General features: G+C 60.4%; 15 protein-coding genes. All 15 read right to left on the reverse strand.

Features of this window, described 5'->3' with window-relative positions; all coding sequences use genetic code 11:
• Positions 1-68: 68 nt before the first annotated feature.
• The 15 genes from mdoH to hutC all read right to left on the reverse strand — a co-directional run bounded on the left by mdoH (position 69) and on the right by hutC (position 19,743).
• Positions 69-2,639, reverse strand: coding sequence for a glucans biosynthesis glucosyltransferase MdoH (gene mdoH / locus L8H52_RS22995; protein ID WP_242208913.1), 2,571 nt, complete (start codon positions 2,637-2,639; stop codon positions 69-71).
• Positions 2,632-4,413: a glucan biosynthesis protein G gene (locus L8H52_RS23000; protein WP_242208912.1), complete on the reverse strand. Its 1,782-nt coding sequence runs from the start codon at positions 4,411-4,413 to the stop codon at positions 2,632-2,634. Before L8H52_RS23000 ends, mdoH begins: the two co-directional genes overlap by 8 nt.
• 350 nt (positions 4,414-4,763) lie before the next feature.
• Positions 4,764-5,201, reverse strand: coding sequence for a D-aminoacyl-tRNA deacylase (gene dtd / locus L8H52_RS23005; protein WP_007909321.1), 438 nt, complete (start codon positions 5,199-5,201; stop codon positions 4,764-4,766).
• Positions 5,198-6,169 (reverse strand): prolyl aminopeptidase, encoded by a 972-nt coding sequence (gene pip / locus L8H52_RS23010; RefSeq protein WP_242208911.1) that lies wholly within the window; start codon positions 6,167-6,169, stop codon positions 5,198-5,200. Before pip ends, dtd begins: the two co-directional genes overlap by 4 nt.
• A gap of 241 nt (positions 6,170-6,410) precedes the next feature.
• Positions 6,411-7,214, reverse strand: coding sequence for an N-formylglutamate deformylase (gene hutG / locus L8H52_RS23015; RefSeq protein ID WP_242208910.1), 804 nt, complete (start codon positions 7,212-7,214; stop codon positions 6,411-6,413).
• A gap of 10 nt (positions 7,215-7,224) precedes the next feature.
• Positions 7,225-8,430, reverse strand: a complete 1,206-nt coding sequence (gene hutI / locus L8H52_RS23020) for an imidazolonepropionase (RefSeq protein ID WP_242208909.1) — start codon at positions 8,428-8,430, stop codon at positions 7,225-7,227.
• 136 nt (positions 8,431-8,566) lie between these two features.
• Complete coding sequence (gene hutH / locus L8H52_RS23025; RefSeq protein WP_242208908.1) at positions 8,567-10,099, reverse strand: histidine ammonia-lyase; 1,533 nt, start codon at positions 10,097-10,099, stop codon at positions 8,567-8,569.
• A 118-nt stretch (positions 10,100-10,217) separates the two neighbouring features.
• Positions 10,218-11,741 carry a histidine ammonia-lyase gene (gene hutH / locus L8H52_RS23030; RefSeq protein WP_242208907.1) on the reverse strand — a complete coding sequence of 508 codons (1,524 nt, stop codon included), beginning with the start codon at positions 11,739-11,741 and terminating at the stop codon, positions 10,218-10,220.
• Between the two features lie 133 nt (positions 11,742-11,874).
• Entirely contained in the window at positions 11,875-12,705 is an 831-nt protein-coding gene (locus L8H52_RS23035; RefSeq protein WP_242208906.1) for a glycine betaine/L-proline ABC transporter ATP-binding protein, read from the reverse strand.
• A complete protein-coding gene (locus L8H52_RS23040; RefSeq protein WP_007949591.1) occupies positions 12,702-13,553 on the reverse strand; it encodes a proline/glycine betaine ABC transporter permease in 852 nt (283 codons plus the stop codon). Before L8H52_RS23040 ends, L8H52_RS23035 begins: the two co-directional genes overlap by 4 nt.
• Before the next feature lie 83 nt (positions 13,554-13,636).
• Positions 13,637-14,605 carry an ABC transporter substrate-binding protein gene (locus tag L8H52_RS23045; RefSeq protein WP_236427899.1) on the reverse strand — a complete coding sequence of 323 codons (969 nt, stop codon included), beginning with the start codon at positions 14,603-14,605 and terminating at the stop codon, positions 13,637-13,639.
• A 70-nt stretch (positions 14,606-14,675) separates the two neighbouring features.
• Positions 14,676-16,148, reverse strand: coding sequence for a cytosine permease (locus tag L8H52_RS23050; RefSeq protein WP_242208905.1), 1,473 nt, complete (start codon positions 16,146-16,148; stop codon positions 14,676-14,678).
• 153 nt (positions 16,149-16,301) lie between these two features.
• Positions 16,302-17,984, reverse strand: coding sequence for a urocanate hydratase (gene hutU, locus L8H52_RS23055; protein ID WP_242208904.1), 1,683 nt, complete (start codon positions 17,982-17,984; stop codon positions 16,302-16,304).
• Positions 17,985-18,466: 482 nt separating this feature from the next.
• On the reverse strand, positions 18,467-19,036 hold the full coding sequence (locus tag L8H52_RS23060) for a HutD family protein (RefSeq protein ID WP_242208903.1): 570 nt from the start codon (positions 19,034-19,036) through the stop codon (positions 18,467-18,469).
• On the reverse strand, positions 19,033-19,743 hold the full coding sequence (gene hutC / locus L8H52_RS23065; RefSeq protein WP_162130175.1) for a histidine utilization repressor: 711 nt from the start codon (positions 19,741-19,743) through the stop codon (positions 19,033-19,035). The genes L8H52_RS23060 and hutC overlap by 4 nt, the downstream gene beginning before the upstream one ends.
• Between the last annotated feature and the right edge of the window lie 49 nt (positions 19,744-19,792).

Consider the following 19,792-nt stretch of genomic DNA (forward strand, 5'->3'; position numbering starts at 1 on the left):
CCTCTCCCTCCGGGAGAGGGCTTTTCAGCAGGCCAAAAAAAACCCCGCAACATCGCGGGGTTTCTTCATCAGGCCGGTTGAGCCTGCAAGCTCACCGGTTGCAACGGCAGCAACGGCGCATGCGGATCGGCCTTCACCGAAGCCCGCCACGCATCCAGCCACTCGGCATGACCTTCAGCCCAGACCTGCTCATGCAGACGCGCCAATGCAACCGGGTCGCTCAGCAATTGCAGACGATCATGGTTATTCAGCCCGGCCGGGCCAACCTTGAGCGCGTGACGCACACGTTCCTGACGCAGCCATTCAATCGGCTCGGCCTGACCGTGACGCGAGGTCGCCAGCGAGCACGCCAAAGCGTTCTGCTGTGGATCGACCACTGCGCGGACGAAACCGTCGTTCAGGGCGTGGTAACGATTTTCGTGGGTGTACTGATCAGTCGCCAGCAGCGCCTGTGGCGGATTGTATTCCTCAGGGATGAGGAACAGGCTCTCGTCACGGGACTTCAGGCCCAGGCCAACACGGCTGGAGATCACCGACACCGGGATCGACAGCATCAGCGAACCGACGATCGGCACCAGCCACCAGAGGAAGCTCGGGTTCAGCCAGATCACCAGCAGCGCCCAGCAGAAGCCCAACAGGGTTTGCGGGCCGTGGCGCTTGACCGCTTCGCTCCATGGCGTGGAGTCGTCGTCACGCTGCGGCGAGTTCCAGGTCGCGGCCCAGCCAAGGAATGCGGCGAGGACGAAACGGGTGTGGAAAATCATCCGCACCGGCGCCAGCAACATGGAGAACAGCATCTCCAGCAGCATCGACAGGGTCACCTTGAACTTGCCGCCGAACTCTTTCGCGCCCTTGGCCCAGATCAGGATGATGCTCAACAGTTTCGGCAGGAACAGCAGCACGATGGTCGTCGAGAATAGCGCGATGGCCTTGTCCGGGTGCCATTGTGGCCACAACGGATAGAGCTGACGCGGCTCGAGGAAGTACTGCGGCTCCATCAGCGTGTTCACCGCCAGCAGCGCGGTCGACAACACCAGGAAGAAGAACCACAACGGCGCCGACAGATACGACATCACGCCGGTCAGGAACACCGCACGGTGCACCGGGTGCATGCCTTTGACCAGGAACAGACGGAAGTTCATCAGGTTACCGTGGCACCAGCGACGGTCACGCTTGAGTTCGTCGAGCAGGTTCGGCGGCAGTTCTTCGTAGCTGCCCGGCAAGTCGTAGGCAATCCACACGCCCCAACCGGCACGACGCATCAGCGCGGCTTCAACGAAGTCGTGAGACAGGATCGCACCGGAGAACGCACCTTTACCCGGCAACGGCGCCAGGGCGCAGTGGTCGATAAACGGCTTCATGCGGATGATCGCGTTGTGACCCCAGTAGTGCGATTCACCCAGCTGCCAGAAGTGCAGACCGGCGGTAAACAGCGGGCCGTATACACGGGTCGCAAACTGCTGCATGCGCGCATACAGGGTGTCCATGCCCGACGCACGCGGCGCGGTCTGGATGATCCCGGCGTCCGGCGTGGCTTCCATCAAGCGCACCAGACTGGTCAGGCACTCACCGCTCATGACCGAGTCGGCGTCGAGCACAACCATGTACTTGTAGTCACCGCCCCAACGACGGCAGAAGTCGTCGAGGTTGCCGCTCTTGCGCTTCACACGACGGCGACGGCGGCGATAGAAGATCTTGCCGAAACCTTTGGCTTCGCGGCAGACGTCCAGCCAGGCCTGTTGCTCGGCGACGCAGATATCGGTGTCGTTACTGTCGCTGAGAACGAAGAAGTCGAAACGATCCAGATCACCGGTGGCAGCGACCGATTCGAACGTTGCGCGCAGACCGGCGAATACGCGCGGCACGTCTTCGTTGCAGATCGGCATCACCAGCGCGGTACGCGCGTCTTTGGCAATCGGCTCGTTGCCGGCGCTTTTGCCGGAGATACGGTATTTATCGTGACCGGTGAGCAACTCGAGGAAGCCCATCAGCGCGGTCCAGAAACCGGCCGAGACCCAGCAGAACAGAATTCCGAACAGAATCAGGATGCTGGTCTGCAGCGCATACGGCAGCACTTGCGTGGCGGTTTGCATCAGCGGCTGGTGCAGAACTTCGTCCAGATCGACGAATGACCAGCCCTGATACGGCATGATGCCTTTCATGTACCAGCCAGCGACGATGGTCTGGCCGAGCATCAGCAGCAACAGAATGTAGCGACGGATCGAACCGACGGTGCGCCAGCGCGCGGCCGGCAGGACGTTTTCGTCCTTCGGCGGCTGCGGCGGGTTGGTGCGACCGGTCATACGGCGCCAGCCACGCACCAGAATATTGGTGCGCCACGGCTCCGGTACGACTTTGGTCCGGCGGATCGGCGGCGTCGCCTTCATGCTGACGCGACCGCTGGCGTCGAGCACCAGCATTTCCGCGTCTTCAAGTTCTTCGGCGGTGCTCAGGATCAGGCGCTTGCCCACCGAAGCCTGGGCGGCTTCGGCAGGTGCGTCGAATGTCGAGGACGACAGGCGTTCATGCAACTCGCTGAACGACTGGCAGCCCGCGAGTTCCGCGCGCTGCTCGTCGGTCATCGGCAGATGCGCCAGATACTCGGACAGAGTCTCCGGCTGTACTTGAGAGTTACTCATCGGCAGGCAACTGATAGCTCCAGGTCTCGGTCAGGACTTCTTCAGTCGGCGCCGATTCCGGTGTGGCTGGGGCCGCGTCCGCAGCCAGTGGCTGCTTGGCGTCTTTATTAGCCTTGTCCTTGGCATCTGCGGCTGGCTTGGCGTCGGCCTGTTTGGCCTCGGCGGCCTTGGCTTCCTTGTCGAGTTTCTCTTGTTGCTTGGCGGCAACCTTGTCGGCCTTGGCAACGGACGAGTTGGACGCTGGCACCGATTTCGCCAGATCAGCAGTCACGACTGGCTGAACCAGGGCGGCACGCATCTCGGTCGACTTGCTCGCGTCCTTGATTTTCATCCGCAGGGTCAAGCGCCAGCCCTTGGTTTCCGGGTTGTAGCGCACGCTGTTCTCTACCAGTTCGGCGTTGTCGCCGACACTGACCTGACTGCGCACGTCTGCATCCGGCGTCAGAGCGGCCAGTGATGGACCTTCAAAGTCGACCAGGTAGGCAACGCTGCCATCCGGCTGACGGATCAGGTTCGACTGTTTGACGTCACCGGTCGAACGCAGAGTCTGCGATACCCAGGCGCTGTCCGGCGCGTGAATCGCCGCTTCGTCCATGGTCCAGTGCATGCGGTAAGCGAAGTCCAGTGGCTGGCCCGGCTCCGGCATTTTTTCCGGGCTCCAGAACGCAACGATGTTGTCGTTGGTTTCGTCGGCGGTCGGAATTTCTACCAGATCAACGGTGCCTTTGCCCCACTCGCCCTTCGGCTCGATCCAGGCGCTTGGGCGCTTGTCGTAGCGGTCGTCGAGGTCTTCGTAGTGGCTGAAGTCGCGGCCACGTTGCAGCAGACCGAAACCACGCGGGTTCTCGACGCTGAAGTTGCTCACGGCCAAGTGTTTCGGGTTGTTCAGTGGACGCCAGATCCACTCGCCATTGCCGGCATGGATCGACAGACCGCTGGAGTCGTGCAGTTCACGACGGTAGTTGAGGACCTTCGACGGCTGGTTGGCGCCGAACAGGAACATGCTGGTCAGCGGCGCGATGCCCAGTTTGCCGACCTTGTCACGCAGGAACATCTGCGCTTTGACGTCGACAATGGTGTCGCTGCCCGGACGCAGGATCAGACGATAGGCACCGGTAGCGCGCGGCGAATCCAGCAGGGCGAAGATCACCAGGTGCTTGTCACCCGGCTTCGGCTGCTGAATCCAGAACTCGCGGAAACGCGGGAATTCTTCGCCCGACGGCAGCGCGGTATCAATCGCCAGACCACGCGCCGAGAGGCCGTAGGTGTGGCCCTTGCCGACAACGCGGAAGTAACTCGCGCCGAGCATGGTCATGATTTCGTCTTGCTTGTCGGCCTTGTTGATCGGGTAAAGCACACGGAAACCGGCATAACCCAGTTGTTCAGTGGCTTTCGGATCGAATTTCAAATCGCCGAAATCGAAGCGGGTCGGATCATATTTGATCTCTTCGACGGTGTTCGCTGTGATTTCGTTGATTTTCACCGGTGTATCGAAGTGCATACCCTGGTGATAGAAAGACAGTTTGAACGGGGTCTTCTGATCAGCCCACTCAGCCTTTTCGGTGAGGAAGCGGATTTTCTGATAGTCCGCGAATTTCATGTCGCGGAATTCGTTCGGCAGGTTGCTGCGCGGGGCTTCGAATTTCTGCCCGGCCAGCTCTTTGGCCTTGGCCGATACATCGTCAAGATTGAACGCCCAAAGCTGACCGGCGCTGAGCAGGCACAGGAGCGCCGAACCCGCTACCAGGGCACTTCGCATGCGTTTGGCAGACATTTTTGCTGCATTACAGGGACTAACAATCACGAGCAACCCTCGCCGAAAACAGATCAATAAACCAACGGCCAGATGAAGTGCCTGTGAGATTTTCGGCAGTGAAAAGCCGACCTTCCAGAGCACCCTTGCCAAGTTGGCGAGCATTGTTCCGACTCCGCTGGGGCAAAATGATTCCCCAATCGGATCCAGACAAGTCTCTACCTAAGTCAAAAATGAACCAGCGAACGCTGATCCCAGTGCGCGCGATTATCTAGTAGCCCGCATGACAACGCATCAGGGGTAACAAAGTATTTATCGCGAAAACACCTTAAAAACAGTCGAAATTTCCTAAAAAGGTGTTTCAAGCGCTTTCAGGTCTGTAACAAAAAGGTAACCGGGCCATCGTTGACCAAATGCACCTGCATATCGGCGCCGAATCTACCTGATGCCACTGTGCCATGCACCTGTTTCGCACTGCTTAATAGATAGTCGAACAATTCCTCGCCCAAGGCGGGAGGCGCTGCCGTCGAAAAGCTCGGGCGCAACCCGCTTTTGGTGTCGGCAGCCAGGGTGAACTGAGAGACCAGCAGCAACCCACCGCCGACGTCGGCGAGGGACAAGTTCATCTTGCCCTCCGCATCGCTGAATACCCGATAGTTAAGCAGCTTATGCAGAAGTTTGTCGGCGCTGGTACGCGTGTCGTCGGGTTCGACCGCCACCAGCACCAACAAACCGTGATCTACCGCGCCGACGACTTCGCCTGCCACTTCAACCCGCGCACCGCGTACGCGCTGTAAAAGCCCCTTCATGCTTCTTCGGGCGGCAGATCGAGCAGGCGCCGGGCCATGTTGCCTGCGGCGCGTACCAATGCATCGGTGATGCCCGGCTCGGAAGCAGCATGGCCAGCATCGCGGATCACCTGCAGTTCGCTGTTCGGCCAGGCCTGGTGCAATTCCCAGGCATTGTCGAGCGGGCAGATCACGTCGTAGCGACCGTGAATGATCACGCCCGGCAGATGGGCGATCTTGCCCATGTCGCGAATCAGCTGGTTCGGCTCAAGGAAGGCGTTGTTGGTGAAGTAATGGCATTCGATCCGCGCGATCGACAGTGCGCGCTGCGGCTCGGAGAAGCGATCGACCACCAGCGGGTTCGGCCGCAGGGTCGCGGTGCGCCCTTCCCAGGTCGACCAGGCTTTGGCCGCGTGCATCTGGGCGATCTGGTCGTTGCCGGTCAGACGTTTGTGGAAAGCGCTGAGCAAGTCATCGCGCTCGTCCAGCGGGATCGGTGCGATGTAATCCTGCCAGTAATCAGGGAACAGACGACTGGCACCGGCCTGATAGAACCACTCGATTTCCTGCGGACGGCAGAGAAAGATCCCACGCAGGATCAGGCCGTGAACCCGTTCAGGGTGACTTTGCGCATAAGCCAGCGCCAGGGTCGAACCCCACGAACCGCCAAACAGCACCCATTTGTCGATGCCCAGATGCTTGCGGATGCGCTCAAGGTCAGCGACCAGATCCCAGGTGGTGTTGTTTTCCAGGCTGGCGTGCGGGGTGGAGCGACCGCAGCCGCGCTGGTCGAAGGTGACAATGCGATAGAGGTTCGGATCGAAATAGCGACGGCTCTGCGCGTCGCAACCGGCGCCGGGGCCGCCATGAATGAACACAACCGGCAAACCCTCCGGTGAACCGCTTTCGTCGACATACAGCGTATGGGTGTCATCGACAGCCAGATCGTGCCGGGCGTGAGGTTTGATCTGCGGAAACAAAGTCTGCATTGCGCGCTCCGTAAGGGGTCGAGGTCATCCCTGGGGGGACTTCTATTATTCTGCCGTTGGGCATCATAAACCCGATTTACGTCAATGAGCATGCTCGCTCGCTGTCACCGTTTGTCAGCCATAAACTTCAAAGGGTGTACACCATCCTGTGGGAGCGAGGCTGCTCGCGAATGCGGCGTGTCATTCAACGTAGATGTTGGCTGCACGGACGCCTTCGCGAGCAGGCTCGCTCCCACAGGGGTTATGCGCTGTAGTGAGACTTTGCCCAAGCCAGATAGCCCTGCAGCAACTCCTTGAGCACCACCCGCGTGGGCTCGGCCAGATCGGCGCGATAGCAGAACGGTTCGAACTCTTCCATGTACGTGCACTGGCCCAGTTCCAGTTGCACCGCGTGGATGTTCTGCGCCGGGTTGCCGTAATGACGGGTGATATGACCGCCCTTGAAGCGCCCGTTGTGGACATGGCTGTAATCGCCGTGGCGTGCGCAGATCGCTTCCAGTTGTGCAGCCAGTTGCGGATCGCAACTGGCGCCATTGAAGGTGCCGAGGTTGAAGTCCGGCAGTTTGCCGTCGAACAGGTGCGGGATGATCGAGCGAATCGAGTGCGCATCGAACAGCAGCGCGTAACCGAATTTAGCCTTCAGTCGCGCCAGCTCTTCCTGCAGCGTGCGGTGATACGGCGTCCAGATCTGCTCCAGATAGGTTGCGCGCTCTTCTTTCGATGGCTCGTGCCCTTCGCGGAACAACGCAATGCCATCGAACAACGTCGCCGGGTACAGCCCGGTGGTCGCCCCGACGTACAGCGGCTTGTCGTCGGACGGACGATTCAGATCGATGACGAACCGTGAGTACTCAGCCGCCAACGTGCTCGCACCCAACTCTTCAGCAAAATCGTAAAGCTGAGGAATATGCCAGTCGGTGTCCGGCAGGCTTTTCGCGGCCGCGATCAACCCGGCTTCCACCGCAGGCGTCAAGCGCACACCGGCATGCGGCATGCTGATCAGCAGCGGCACGCGGCCTTGTTTGAAGTTCAAAACCTTATCCACAACCGCTCTCCTACAGACTTGATTCGACGCCGTGACGCACGACGCGTTTGTCCAGATCGCCACCCAGCCAATAGGCCAGATCCGCCGGACGATCGATGTGCCAAGCGACGAAATCCGCGACCTTGCCGACCTCCAGCGAACCGTGGGTGGCGGCCATGCCCAGCGCTTGTGCAGCATGAATGGTCGCACCGGCCAAGGCTTCTTCCGGGGTCATGCGGAAACAGGTGCAGGCCATGTTCAACATCAGGCGCAACGACAGCGCCGGCGAGGTGCCGGGGTTGAGGTCGCTGGCGATGGCGATCTTCACCTTGTGCTTGCGCAGAGCGTCCATCGGCGGCAGCTGGGTTTCGCGCAGGAAGTAGAACGCGCCCGGCAGCAGCACCGCGACGGTGTCGGACTCGGCCATGGCGATGGCGTCGGCCTCGTCCATGAACTCCAGGTGATCGGCGGACAACGCTTTATAGCGCGCGGCAAGGCTGGAGCCGTGCAGCGACGACAGTTGTTCAGCGTGAAGCTTCACCGGCAGACCGAGTTTTTGCGCGGCGATGAACACGCGCTCGACTTGCTCTGGCGAGAACGCCAGGTATTCGCAGAACGCATCCACGGCATCGACCAGACCTTCGGCGGCGAGCGCGGGGAGCATTTCGTTGCAGATCAGATCGATGTAGTCGTCGGCGCGATCTTTGTATTCCGGTGGCAACGCATGGGCCGCGAGGCAGGTGCTGCGCACGCTGATCGGCAGCTCTTGCTGCAGACGGCGGATGACCCGGAGGATTTTGCGTTCGTTGACCAGATCGAGGCCGTAGCCGGATTTCATTTCGATCGTGGTCACGCCGTCGCGCATCAGGCTTTTCAGGCGTTTCGCGGCGCTGGCGAACAGCTCGTCTTCAGTCGCTTCGCGCGTCGCGCGCACGGTGCTGGCGATGCCGCCGCCGGAGGCTGCGATCTCCGCGTAGCTGACACCTTGCAGGCGTTTTTCGAACTCGCCACTGCGGTTGCCGCCAAACACCGTGTGGGTGTGGCAGTCGATCAGGCCGGGCGTGACCCACGCGCCCTGCAGATCATTGACCGCCGGGTATTCGCCGGATGGCAGTTGATTACGCGGGCCGATCCATTCAATGAGCTCGCCGGACGTCACGATGGCCGCATCTTCGATGATCGAGTAGACGCCCTGCGCCATGGTTGCGACGTGGCAGTGTTGCCAGAGGGTTTTCACTGTTGGCCTCCGTTGGGGCTGGTGATCGTTCCCACGCTCTGCGTGGGAATGCCTCAGGGGACGCTCTGCGTCCAGTGACGCGGAGCGTCACGGGCTGCATTCCCACGCGGAGCATGGGAACGATCAGTGTGTAGGGTTAAAGGCTAGGCAAAAGCTTCGCCGGAACCAGCTCAGTCAAACACCGCGAAGCCAACAGTTCAGTTGCCGCATTGATGTCCGGCGCAAAGAAGCGGTCCTTCTCATAAAACGGCACTTCCTTACGCAAAATCGCCCGCGCCTGTTCCAGCTTCGCCGAGGTCTTCAGACCGTTACGCAGATCCAGACCCTGCACCGCCGCCAGCCATTCCACCGCCAGAATCCCGCGAGTGTTCTCGGCCATCTCCCACAGCCGCTTGCCAGCCGCCGGGGCCATTGACACGTGGTCTTCCTGGTTAGCCGAAGTCGGCAGGCTGTCCACCGAATGCGGATGCGACAAGGCCTTGTTTTCGCTGGCCAGTGCCGCTGCTGTCACCTGAGCGATCATGAAACCGGAATTCACGCCGCCATTGGCAACGAGGAACGGCGGCAGTTGCGACATGTGCTTGTCCATCATCAGCGAGATACGGCGTTCGCTCAGCGAGCCGATTTCAGCGATGGCCAATGCCATGTTGTCAGCGGCCATGGCCACCGGTTCGGCGTGGAAGTTACCGCCGGAAATCACATCGCCTTCAGCAGCGAAGACCAGCGGGTTGTCGGAAACGGCGTTGGCTTCAACGGCCAAGACCTCAGCGGCCTGACGGAACTGCGTCAGACAAGCGCCCATGACTTGCGGCTGGCAGCGCAGCGAGTACGGATCCTGCACTTTCTCGCAGTTCTGGTGCGAATCGGAGACTTCGCTGCGCTCACCGAGCAGATCGCGGTAAGCAGCAGCGGCGTCGATCTGACCTTTCTGGCCACGCGCAGCGTGAATACGTGCATCGAATGGCGAGCGCGAACCCAATACTGCTTCAACCGTCAGACCGCCCAGCGCCAGGGCACCGGCAAACAGGTCTTCACCTTCAAACAGACCACGCAATGCAAACGCGGTGGAAACCTGAGTACCGTTGAGCAGCGCCAGACCTTCTTTAGCCGCTAAAGTCAGCGGCGTCAGGCCGGCGACTTTCAGCGCTTCAGTGGCTTCCATCCACTCACCCTTGTAGCGCGCCTTGCCCTCGCCCAGCAGCACCAACGACATGTGCGCCAATGGCGCCAGATCGCCCGAAGCGCCCACCGAACCTTTCAGCGGAATGTGCGGATAGACCTCGGCATTGATCAGCGCAATCAGCGCATCGATCACCACGCGGCGGATACCGGAGAAACCACGGCTGAGGCTGTTGACCTTGAGCACCATGATCAGCCGCACCAGCTCATCGCTGATCGGCACGCCAACACCGGCGGCGTGAGACAACACCAGCGAGCGCTGCAGGTTCTCGAGGTCTTCGCTAGCGATGCGCGTCGAGGCCAGCAGGCCGAAACCGGTATTGATGCCGTACGCGGTGCGGTTCTCGGCGAGGATCTGCTCGACGCAGGCGACGCTGGCTTCGATCTGCTGCGATGCGCTGTTGTCGAGCGTCAGCTTGACCGGGTTCTGGTAGACGTCACGCAGTTGGGCCAGGCTCAGTTGGCCGGGAATCAGGTTCAGCGCAGTCATTTAAATGCTCCTTTTGAGAGTTTGTTATTAACTTGCCATTCGCTCCGGAGCATTCCGTTATCCGTCGCTTTCAGCCTTGTGGGCATCCGGCGCCTTGGCACGCTGGCAGGGTAGTTTTTCAGTGCAAATTCGATAGAACGTTGTGCAGCGAATTCGGTTCTTTTAAAACGCTCGCAGCGGCAGCGATATCCGGCGCCAGCCAGCGATCCTGATCGTAGGCCGGGACCGTTTCGCGCAGCAGTCGCCAAGCGCGGTCAGTGCCCATGCCAAAGCGCTGTTCCTTGAGGAATTCAAACGCCTGCGCCGCCAGCAGGTACTCGATGGCGAGGATCTGCGTGCAGTTTTCCAGCGCGCGATGCAGCTTCAGCGCGGCATTGGTGCCCATGCTCAAGTGATCTTCCTGCAGGCCCGAGGTGATGTAGTTGTCGAGCACCGCCGGTTGCGCCAGTTGGCGGTTTTCCGCACACAGCGACGCGGCGACGTATTGGACGATCATCATCCCGGAGTTCACCCCCGGATTGGCCACCAGAAACGCCGGCAAACCACTGACGTGCGGGTTGACCAAACGATCGAGGCGACGCTCGGCAATCGAGCCGATTTCGGCCATGGCAATCGCCAGCAGATCCGCCGCCATCGCCACCGATTGCCCGTGCGGGTTGGCTTGCGACATCACCCGGAAATTGTCCGGCGTGCCCAGCAGGAGCGGGTTATCAGTGCAGCCGTTGAGTTCGGCTTCGACCTGCTTGATCGCATGGTCGAGTTGATCACGCGCGGCGCCGTGTACCTGCGGAATCGAACGAATACTCAGCGCATCCTGAGTGCGAATGCCTTTGCTCGACGCGATCACTTCACTGCCATCGAGCAAGGCGCGCAGATTGATGCCGACCTGCTGCATGCCCGGGTGCGGTTTTAGCGCGATGATCTCGGCATCGAACGCGTCGATCTGGCCGCGCTGGGCTTCGAAACTCATTGCGCCGATGACGTCGGCCCATTGCACCAATCGCGTTGCGTCGGCAATCGCCAGACAGCTTAGGCCGGTCATGCACGGCGTGCCGTTGACCAGACACAAACCGTCCTTCGCGCCGAGTTGCACCGGTTGCTGACCTTCTTCGGCCAACGCCTGTTGTGCGGAAACAACTTGGCCGCGATAGCTGACATTGCCGACGCCGAGCAGCGTGATGCCGATGTGCGCCATGTGGGTCAGATAACCCACCGAACCTTGCGACGGCACTTGCGGGGTGATGCCGCGATTGAGCAGCGCCAACAGCCCTTCGACGACCCGGCGGTGAATGCCGGATTTGCCGTGGCTGTAGTTGTGAATGGCGGCGCAGATGATCGCGCGGGTCTGCTCGTCGGCGAGTACCGGGCCGACGCCGCAAGCATGGCTGAGCAAGGTGTTGCGCGAGAGCTGGCTGAGCTGTTCGTCTTTCAGGGAAACGTTGGACAAACCGCCCAGGCCGGTGTTGACGCCATAGGCGCGCTCGCCACTTTCGACGATGCGCTGGACGATGCCTTGGGCGTTTTCGATACGCGCCCAGGTGTCGCTGGACAGCTCAAGTTGCGCGCCGTGACGAGCGACGGCGACCACGTCCTGCCAACGCAGAGGGGCGCCGGTGATAACGATTTTTTCAGCCTGGGACATCATTAACCTCATCCGAACATTGATACAGCTGTGCCGCCGCCTTCGCGAGCAGGCTCGCTCCCACATTGGAATGCAGTCTCCTGTGGGAGCGAGCCTGCTCGCGAAGAGGACCGCGCAGCCAACACAAAACTGCTTAAACCACCGCCGCTCGCCGCTGTACGAAGCGGTCGACATACTCATCCGCCGGCGAATGCAGAATCTCGCGCGGCGTGCCGACCTGAATCAACTTCCCATCCTTGAGAATCGCAATGCGGTTGCCGATACGCACCGCCTCGTCGAGGTCGTGAGTGATGAAGACGATGGTCTTGTGCAACGTCTTTTGCAGCTCCAGCAACTGGTCCTGCATCTCCGCGCGGATCAGCGGATCCAGCGCACTGAACGCCTCATCCATGAGGATGATGTCGGTGTCCGCCGCCAAGGCACGGGCCAGACCGACGCGCTGACGCATGCCGCCGGAGAGCTGGTGCGGGTATTTGTTTTCGTAGCCTTTGAGGCCCACGGTGTTGATCCAGTGCAGCGCGCGTTCCGCGCACATCTGCTTGCTCTCGCCACGGACTTTCAGGCCGTAGGCGACGTTGTCGAGCACAGTCTTGTGCGGCAGCAGGCCGAAGCTCTGGAACACCATGCTGATCTTGTGCCGGCGAAATTCGCGCAGGGCATCCATGTCGTATTGCAGGATGTCGACGCCGTCGACGAGGATCGCGCCGCTGGTCGGGTCGATCAGGCGGTTGAAGTGACGCACCAGCGTCGATTTGCCGGAGCCGGACAGGCCCATGATCACGAAGATCTCGCCGGTGCCGATGCTCAACGACAGGTCGTTGACCCCGACCACGCAACCGGTTTCGCTCAGCACCTGATCCTTGGTCTTGCCCTGGCCGACCATGGCCAGCGCATCCTTGGCGCGGTTGCCGAAAATCTTGAAGACGTTTTTGACTTCGATCTTGCTCACGGTTGCGTCGCTCATTTGCTCACCTCATGCCGTGGCCGACCGTATGCCTGAGTAATGCGGTCGATGACCACTGCGAGAATCACGATCGCCAGACCGGCCTCAAGGCCACGCCCGACGTTGAGGGTCTGAATCCCCACCAACACATCTTCACCGAGGCCACGGGCACCGATCATCGAGGCAATCACCACCATCGACAGGGCCATCATGGTGGTCTGGTTGATCCCGGCCATGATGCTCGGCAGGGCCAGCGGCAGTTGCACACCGAACAGTTGCTGCCAGCGGTTGGCGCCGAATGCGTTAATGGCTTCCATCACTTCACCATCAACCTGGCGAATGCCCAGATCAGTCAGGCGAATCAGCGGTGGCGCGGCGTAAATCACCGTGGCGAAAATAGCCGGCACCTTGCCCAGACCGAACAGCATCAGCACCGGGATCAGGTACACGAAACTTGGCATGGTCTGCATGATGTCGAGCAGCGGCATCAGCACCGAACGCAGGCGATTGCTACGCGCCGAGAGAATCCCCAGCGGAATGCCGATCAGCACCGAAATGATCGTCGCGACCATCATCAGCGCCAGTGTCTGCATGAGTTTGTCCCACAGGCCAACGGCGCCGACGAGGAACAGCAGACCGACGATGACCGCCGTGGTCACGACTTTGCGCGTTGCGTGCCAGGCAACCACACCGACGATCGCCAGCATCAACCACCACGGCGCCGCACGCAGCAAGCCTTCAAGGTTGACGATGGCCCACAGCAGGGTGTCGGAGATATGGCGGAACACATCACCGTAGTTGGTGACCAGCGAATCGACCCAACCGTTGACCCAGTCGGCGATGGAAAAGGTAAAGCTTTCGGGAAACATAAGCGGCTCTCAATCAGAAATCTCAATCAAGCGTTTACGGCATATCTCCCGGCCAGCCTCACGGTTGACCGGGAGGTATCGACCTACAGCGCCGCGTCGATTTTCTTGGCTGCGTCTTCACTCACCCACGCATGCCAGACCTCAGGATGTTCCTTGAGGAAGATTTTCGCCAGTTTTGGCGACTCGATACGTTCCTTGGCCATGCGGCCGAGGTTCTGGTTCAGCAGGTCGATCGGTAGGTTGACCTTTTCCAGCACGGCGACCAGTTCCGGCGCCTGTTCGTGGAAGGTTTTCGACAGGCCGACCTTGATGCTTACGGTCTTGTCGACGCCCGGTTTTTCTTCGAGTTTGACCAGATCCACCTGGCCCATCAGCGGGGTTGGCGACCAGTAGTAGAACAGGATCGGCTCGCCGCGCTTGTAGCTCGACAGCACCGCCGCATCCAGCGCCGGGCCGGTGCCCGGGCGGAAATTGGTGTAGCTGCTTTCGAGGCCGTAGCTTTTCAGCATTTCGCTGTTGTCGAGCTCGCAGGTCCAGCCGGCCGGACAGTTGTAGAAACGTCCTTTGGAAGGCTCTTCGGCGTCCTTGAACACGGCGGCGTATTTGCCCAGATCAGCGATGTTTTTCAGGTCCGGGGCTTTTGGCTCAAGCTTGCGCTTGGCATCGCCTTCGATCACGTAGCGCGGCACGTACCAACCTTCGACAGCACCGACGACCGGAGCGCCGACACCGACGACCTTGCCGGCCTTCTCGGCCTTGTTCCAGACCTCGCTGCGGCCGACCCACTCTTCGGCGAACACTTGAATATCGTTGCTGCTCAGGGCGTTCTCCATGGTGATGGAGTTGCCCGGCAGGCTGTCGGTCTTGCAGTCGTAACCTTTCTCCAGCACCACTTGCAGGACGTCGGTCAGCAGCATGCCGCTTTCCCAGTTCAGGCCGGCGAACTTCACCGGCTTGCCCGATTCGCACCAGCCGGCAGCTTGGGTCGCACCGGCACTGGCCAGCAGGCCCATGGACAGCAATGTGGTCAGCAGGGTCTTGTTCGATTTCATTGTTGTGACGCTCCTAATCATGAATTGGCTTACGGCAGTCAAGAGGCATCCAGCCCTGTCCACGTCCAAATCAGGCCTGCGCCGCAGCGCGACCGGCCCCGCTTGTTTTAGGTTGTACAACGCTGTTCTGCTCGACCGGCAGAATCAGTTGATCGGGTACCGCGCTGTGCCATTTTTTCGCGCACACGTAGTAGACGACGGCCGGCAACACCAGACCGATGATCCAGGAGATATCCACATCACCGAGGGCGGCCACCAGCGGGCCGGTGTAGAACTTGGTGGAGATGAACGGCAGTTGCACCAGCACACCGAACACATAAACGCTGATGCCGAGCAGGTTCCAGCGACCGTAGCGGCCGTTCGGATTGGCCAGTGCCGGCACGTCATAACGCTCGCGGGTGATGCAGTAGTAATCCACCAGATTGATCGCGCTCCATGGGGTGAAGAAGGCGAGCAGGAACAGGATGAAAGACTTGAACGCACCGAGAAACGAGTGCTGGCCGAGCAGCGCGATCAAGGTCGCCGTGCCAACGATGACCAGCACGAACACCAGACGTTGCATGCGCGTTACGGTCAGGTGACCTTTGAAACCACTGATGATGGTTGCGATGCACATGAAGCTGCCGTAGGAGTTCAGTGTCGAGATGGTCACCTTGCCGAACGCGATGCTGAAGTACAGCAGCGCGGCGGTGGCACCGGTGCCGCCCAGACCGACGATGTAAGCCACTTCATGACCGGCGAACTGGCCGTTGGCTGAAGCGGCGGCGAACACGCCGAGGATCATCGCCACTTGTGCGCCAACCACTGAACCGGCACCGGCAGCGAAGAAGGTTTTCACCGCCGAGGTGTTGCTCGGCAGGTAACGGGAATAGTCAGCCACGTAAGGGCCGAACGCGATCTGCCAGGAGGCTGCGAGCGACACCGCGAGGAGGAAACTGCTCCAGCTGAAGTGGCGGATTTGCAGGAGTGCGCCGACATCGGTCTGACTCATCAGACGCCAGAACAGGAAGACGAAAGCGATCACGCCAATCACGCTGGCGACACGGCCGATCCAGTGGATCACCCGATAACCGAGCACCGTCACCAGCACGATGACGCTGGCAAAAATCAGGATGCCGACACTGTCGCTGACGCCAAACAACTGGCCCAGCGCCTGGCCGGAAAGTACCGTGCCCGTTGCGGTGAAACCCAGGTACATCAGGCATACCAAGACGATCGGAATCGCCGCACCGTAAACGCCAAACTGCACGCGGCTGGAAATCATCTGCGGCAGTCCGAGCTTCGGTCCTTGCGCGGCATGCAGCGCCATCACCCCCCCGCCGAGCAATTGACCGATCAACAGACCGATCAATGACCAGAACACATCACCGCCCAGCACCACGGCCAAGGCCCCGGTGACGATTGCGGTGATTTGCAGATTCGCCCCCATCCACAGGGTGAACTGGCTAAACAGACGACCGTGTCTTTCCGCTTCCGGGATGTAGTCGATCGAACGCCTTTCGATCAACGGTTTGTTGCTTGCACGATCGGTGTTGACAGCCATGATTCAACCTCTGTGGATTGTTTTTCGAGTTCACTGAGCGTCTTGCGCACTACTGTGGGAGCGAGCCTGCTCGCGAAGGCGTCAGCACATTCAACATGTGTGTTGGCTGACAGACCGCATTCGCGAGCAGGCTCGCTCCCACAGGGTTTTGCGTTATTTACCGGTAATCATCGGCAGGTTAAGCCCCTGTTCCTTGGCGCAGTCGATGGCGATCTGGTAACCGGCATCGGCGTGGCGCATAACGCCGGTGGCCGGGTCGTTGTGCAGGACGCGCGCAATACGCTCGGCCGCTTCGTCCGTGCCGTCACAGACAATCACCATGCCCGAGTGCTGCGAGAAGCCCATGCCGACGCCGCCGCCGTGGTGCAGGGAAACCCAGGTCGCGCCGCTCGCGGTATTCAGCAGAGCGTTGAGCAGTGGCCAGTCGGACACGGCGTCGGAACCGTCCTGCATCGATTCGGTTTCACGGTTCGGGCTGGCGACCGAGCCAGAGTCGAGGTGGTCGCGACCGATCACGATCGGCGCCGACAGCTCACCGCTGCGGACCATCTCGTTGAAGGCCAGACCGAGCTTGGCGCGCAGGCCCAGACCGACCCAGCAGATACGTGCCGGCAGCCCCTGGAAGCTGATGCGCTCGCGGGCCATGTCCAGCCAGTTGTGCAGGTGCGCGTCGTCCGGGATCAGCTCTTTGACCTTGGCGTCGGTTTTGTAGATGTCTTGTGGATCACCCGACAGCGCCGCCCAACGGAACGGGCCGATGCCACGGCAGAACAGCGGACGGATGTAAGCCGGTACGAAACCCGGGAAGTCGAACGCGTTTTCGACGCCTTCTTCCTGCGCCATCTGACGGATGTTGTTGCCGTAGTCGAAGGTCGGAATGCCTTGCTTCTGGAATTCCAGCATGGCTTTGACGTGCACGGCCATCGACTGCTTGGCGGCTTTGATTACAGCGGCCGGTTCGGTTTTGGCGCGGGCGCGGTATTCGTCCCAGGTCCAGCCGGCTGGCAGGTAACCGTTGAGCGGGTCGTGGGCGCTGGTCTGGTCGGTGACCATGTCCGGGCGCACACCGCGCTTGACCAGTTCCGGGAGGATTTCTGCAGCGTTACCCAGCAGCGCGATGGAAATCGCTTTGCCTTCTTTGGTGTACTTGTCGATGCGTGCCAGAGCGTCGTCGAGGTCTTTGGCTTGCTCGTCGACGTAACGGCTTTTCAGGCGGAAATCGATGCTGACTTGCTGGCATTCGATGTTCAGCGAGCAGGCGCCGGCGAGGGTTGCCGCCAGAGGTTGTGCGCCGCCCATTCCACCGAGGCCGGCAGTCAGGACCCACTTGCCGGTGAGGTTGTCGTTGTAGTGCTGGCGACCGGCTTCAACGAAGGTTTCGTAGGTGCCTTGAACGATGCCCTGGCTGCCGATGTAGATCCAGCTGCCGGCGGTCATTTGGCCGTACATGGCCAGGCCCTTGGCGTCGAGTTCGTTGAAGTGCTCCCAGCTCGCCCAGTGCGGGACGAGGTTGGAATTGGCGATCAGTACGCGCGGGGCATTGCTGTGGGTCTTGAACACGCCGACCGGCTTGCCGGATTGCACCAGCAGGGTCTCGTCGTCATTCAGGTTGGTCAGGCTTTCGACGATCTTGTCGTAGCACTCCCAGTTACGCGCGGCGCGACCGATACCACCGTAGACCACCAGTTCTTTCGGGTTCTCGGCGACTTCCGGGTCGAGGTTGTTCATCAGCATGCGCAGCGGCGCTTCGGTCAGCCAGCTCTTGGCGGTCAGCGTGTTGCCGCGGGCAGCGCGGATCTCAACGTTGCGAAACTTTGTAGGCTTATTGTCAGTCACGAAAAAGACTCCTCAGCGATCAATTCAAACCAACCCTGGCAGTGGGCAAGCAGCCTGCGTGCATCAATGCGCGCCAGGCGAATCAGTGGACTCTGCGGAGAGTCTCGAACAACTCATACGCATACGTCTTTACTTGTACATACAAGCATATGCAATCAAGCGGCCAACTTGTTGGAGGGGTGCTCAAGAAAAGTTGCGGACAGGGCTGGAGGGCGCCTGAATCGAGGGTTCTGGCGTGGATGAAATTTTTCGGGGAGAGATTTTGTGCAGTTTGGATTTGCTTAGATGAGCGTGGCTTTGCGCCACCCTGGGGCGTTCGGTAACAAGTTGGTGCGAGGATGGAAACAGAATCCTGATCGTTCCCACGCTCTGCGTGGTAACGCCGCCATGGACGCTCCGCGTCCGCTTCAATAGAGGTGACGCAGAGCGTCATGGGATGCATTCCCACGCAGAGCGTGGGAATGATCAGAGGGGATTATTAACTAGCGGGCAGTCAGCTCAATGACACAGCAACCCGCATCAACGGACACTTCAACCAAGCCATTGTTACCGTCCAGTTGCAGGCAATCATGGCGACCGAGTTGCGAAACACTGTCACCGACCTGCACTTGCAACAGCTCACTGACACTGAACACCAACACCGTCCCCGCCGAGCTGAAGAATCGCTGCTCGCCATCCAGCCACTGCAACCGCGCGCTGTAACGCTGCGGTGCGTAGATCAGGTTGAAATCGCGAATCGCGCCACCGAGTAGTGTGCAGGACACCTGGCTTTCACCGCTAAAGCCAAACGAGTCGAGCGGTAACAGCGGCCGCGTATCGTCGCCGTCTACACACAAGGTCATGCCGTCACCCTGCAACACGGTGATCACCCGCTGGTAACCGGCGAACGTCGAAAAACCGCCCGACTCGGCAATGTCGGCAATCGACAGGCGCCAGCCAAAACCGTCGAGCCCTGCACCGGCATCACGGGTGATTTCCTCGGTGCTGCCGCCGCCGTTTTTCCACGGCATACGCGGGTAACCCTCAGCGCGTAAAACCTTAAGTGCACTCATTTATGGAACCGCCCTTCCAGACGATGACGAGAACCCGGATGAATCAAACGTGCAGCGGTCACCGGCTGACGCCCCGACCACGTGCGGCGACGAATCAGCAGGCACGGCTCGCCTTTTTCAATCTGCAGCAATTTGCACTCGGAAGATTCAGCGAGGATCGCTTCAACCACGTGTTCGCCCTCGGTCAGCGGCGCGACCTGATTGAGATAGGCGTAAGGCGTTTGCAGAGTGAAGTCTTGCTTGAGGTATTCCGGGGCAACCAGCGCGTTGACGAAACGGTCTTCGATTTGCACCGGGATGTCGTTTTCGTAATGCACGATCAACGAGTGGAACACCTTCTGCCCTTCACGCATGTCCAGCGCCAGCGCGCGCTCGGAACCGGCGGCCTCTTCTTCGAGGGTAATGACCTGGCAAGTGTGGCGATGGCCACGGGAAGCGATTTCGTCGGCGATGTTATGCACTTCGAATAACGCGGACTGGCTCTTCGGTTCGGCGACGAAAGTGCCGACACCTTGCATGCGCACCAACAGGCCATCGGCGGTCATCTCGCGCAGCGCACGGTTGATGGTCATGCGGCTGAAACCGAGTTGATTGACCAGTTCGCTCTCGGACGGCACGCGGTAGTGCGGCGGCCAGTTTCCGCTGTCGATCTGCTGGGTGATCATCTGTTTGACGCGGGCGTACAAGGGCGCCGGACTGTCGCCCATGTTCGCGGCCAACGGGGAGACTGGAGGCAGAGTCGGCACGGTTGATCCC

Source organism: Pseudomonas sp. CROZ-RG-20F-R04-15, assembly GCF_022662375.1.
In the GTDB taxonomy this organism is placed as follows: domain Bacteria; phylum Pseudomonadota; class Gammaproteobacteria; order Pseudomonadales; family Pseudomonadaceae; genus Aquipseudomonas.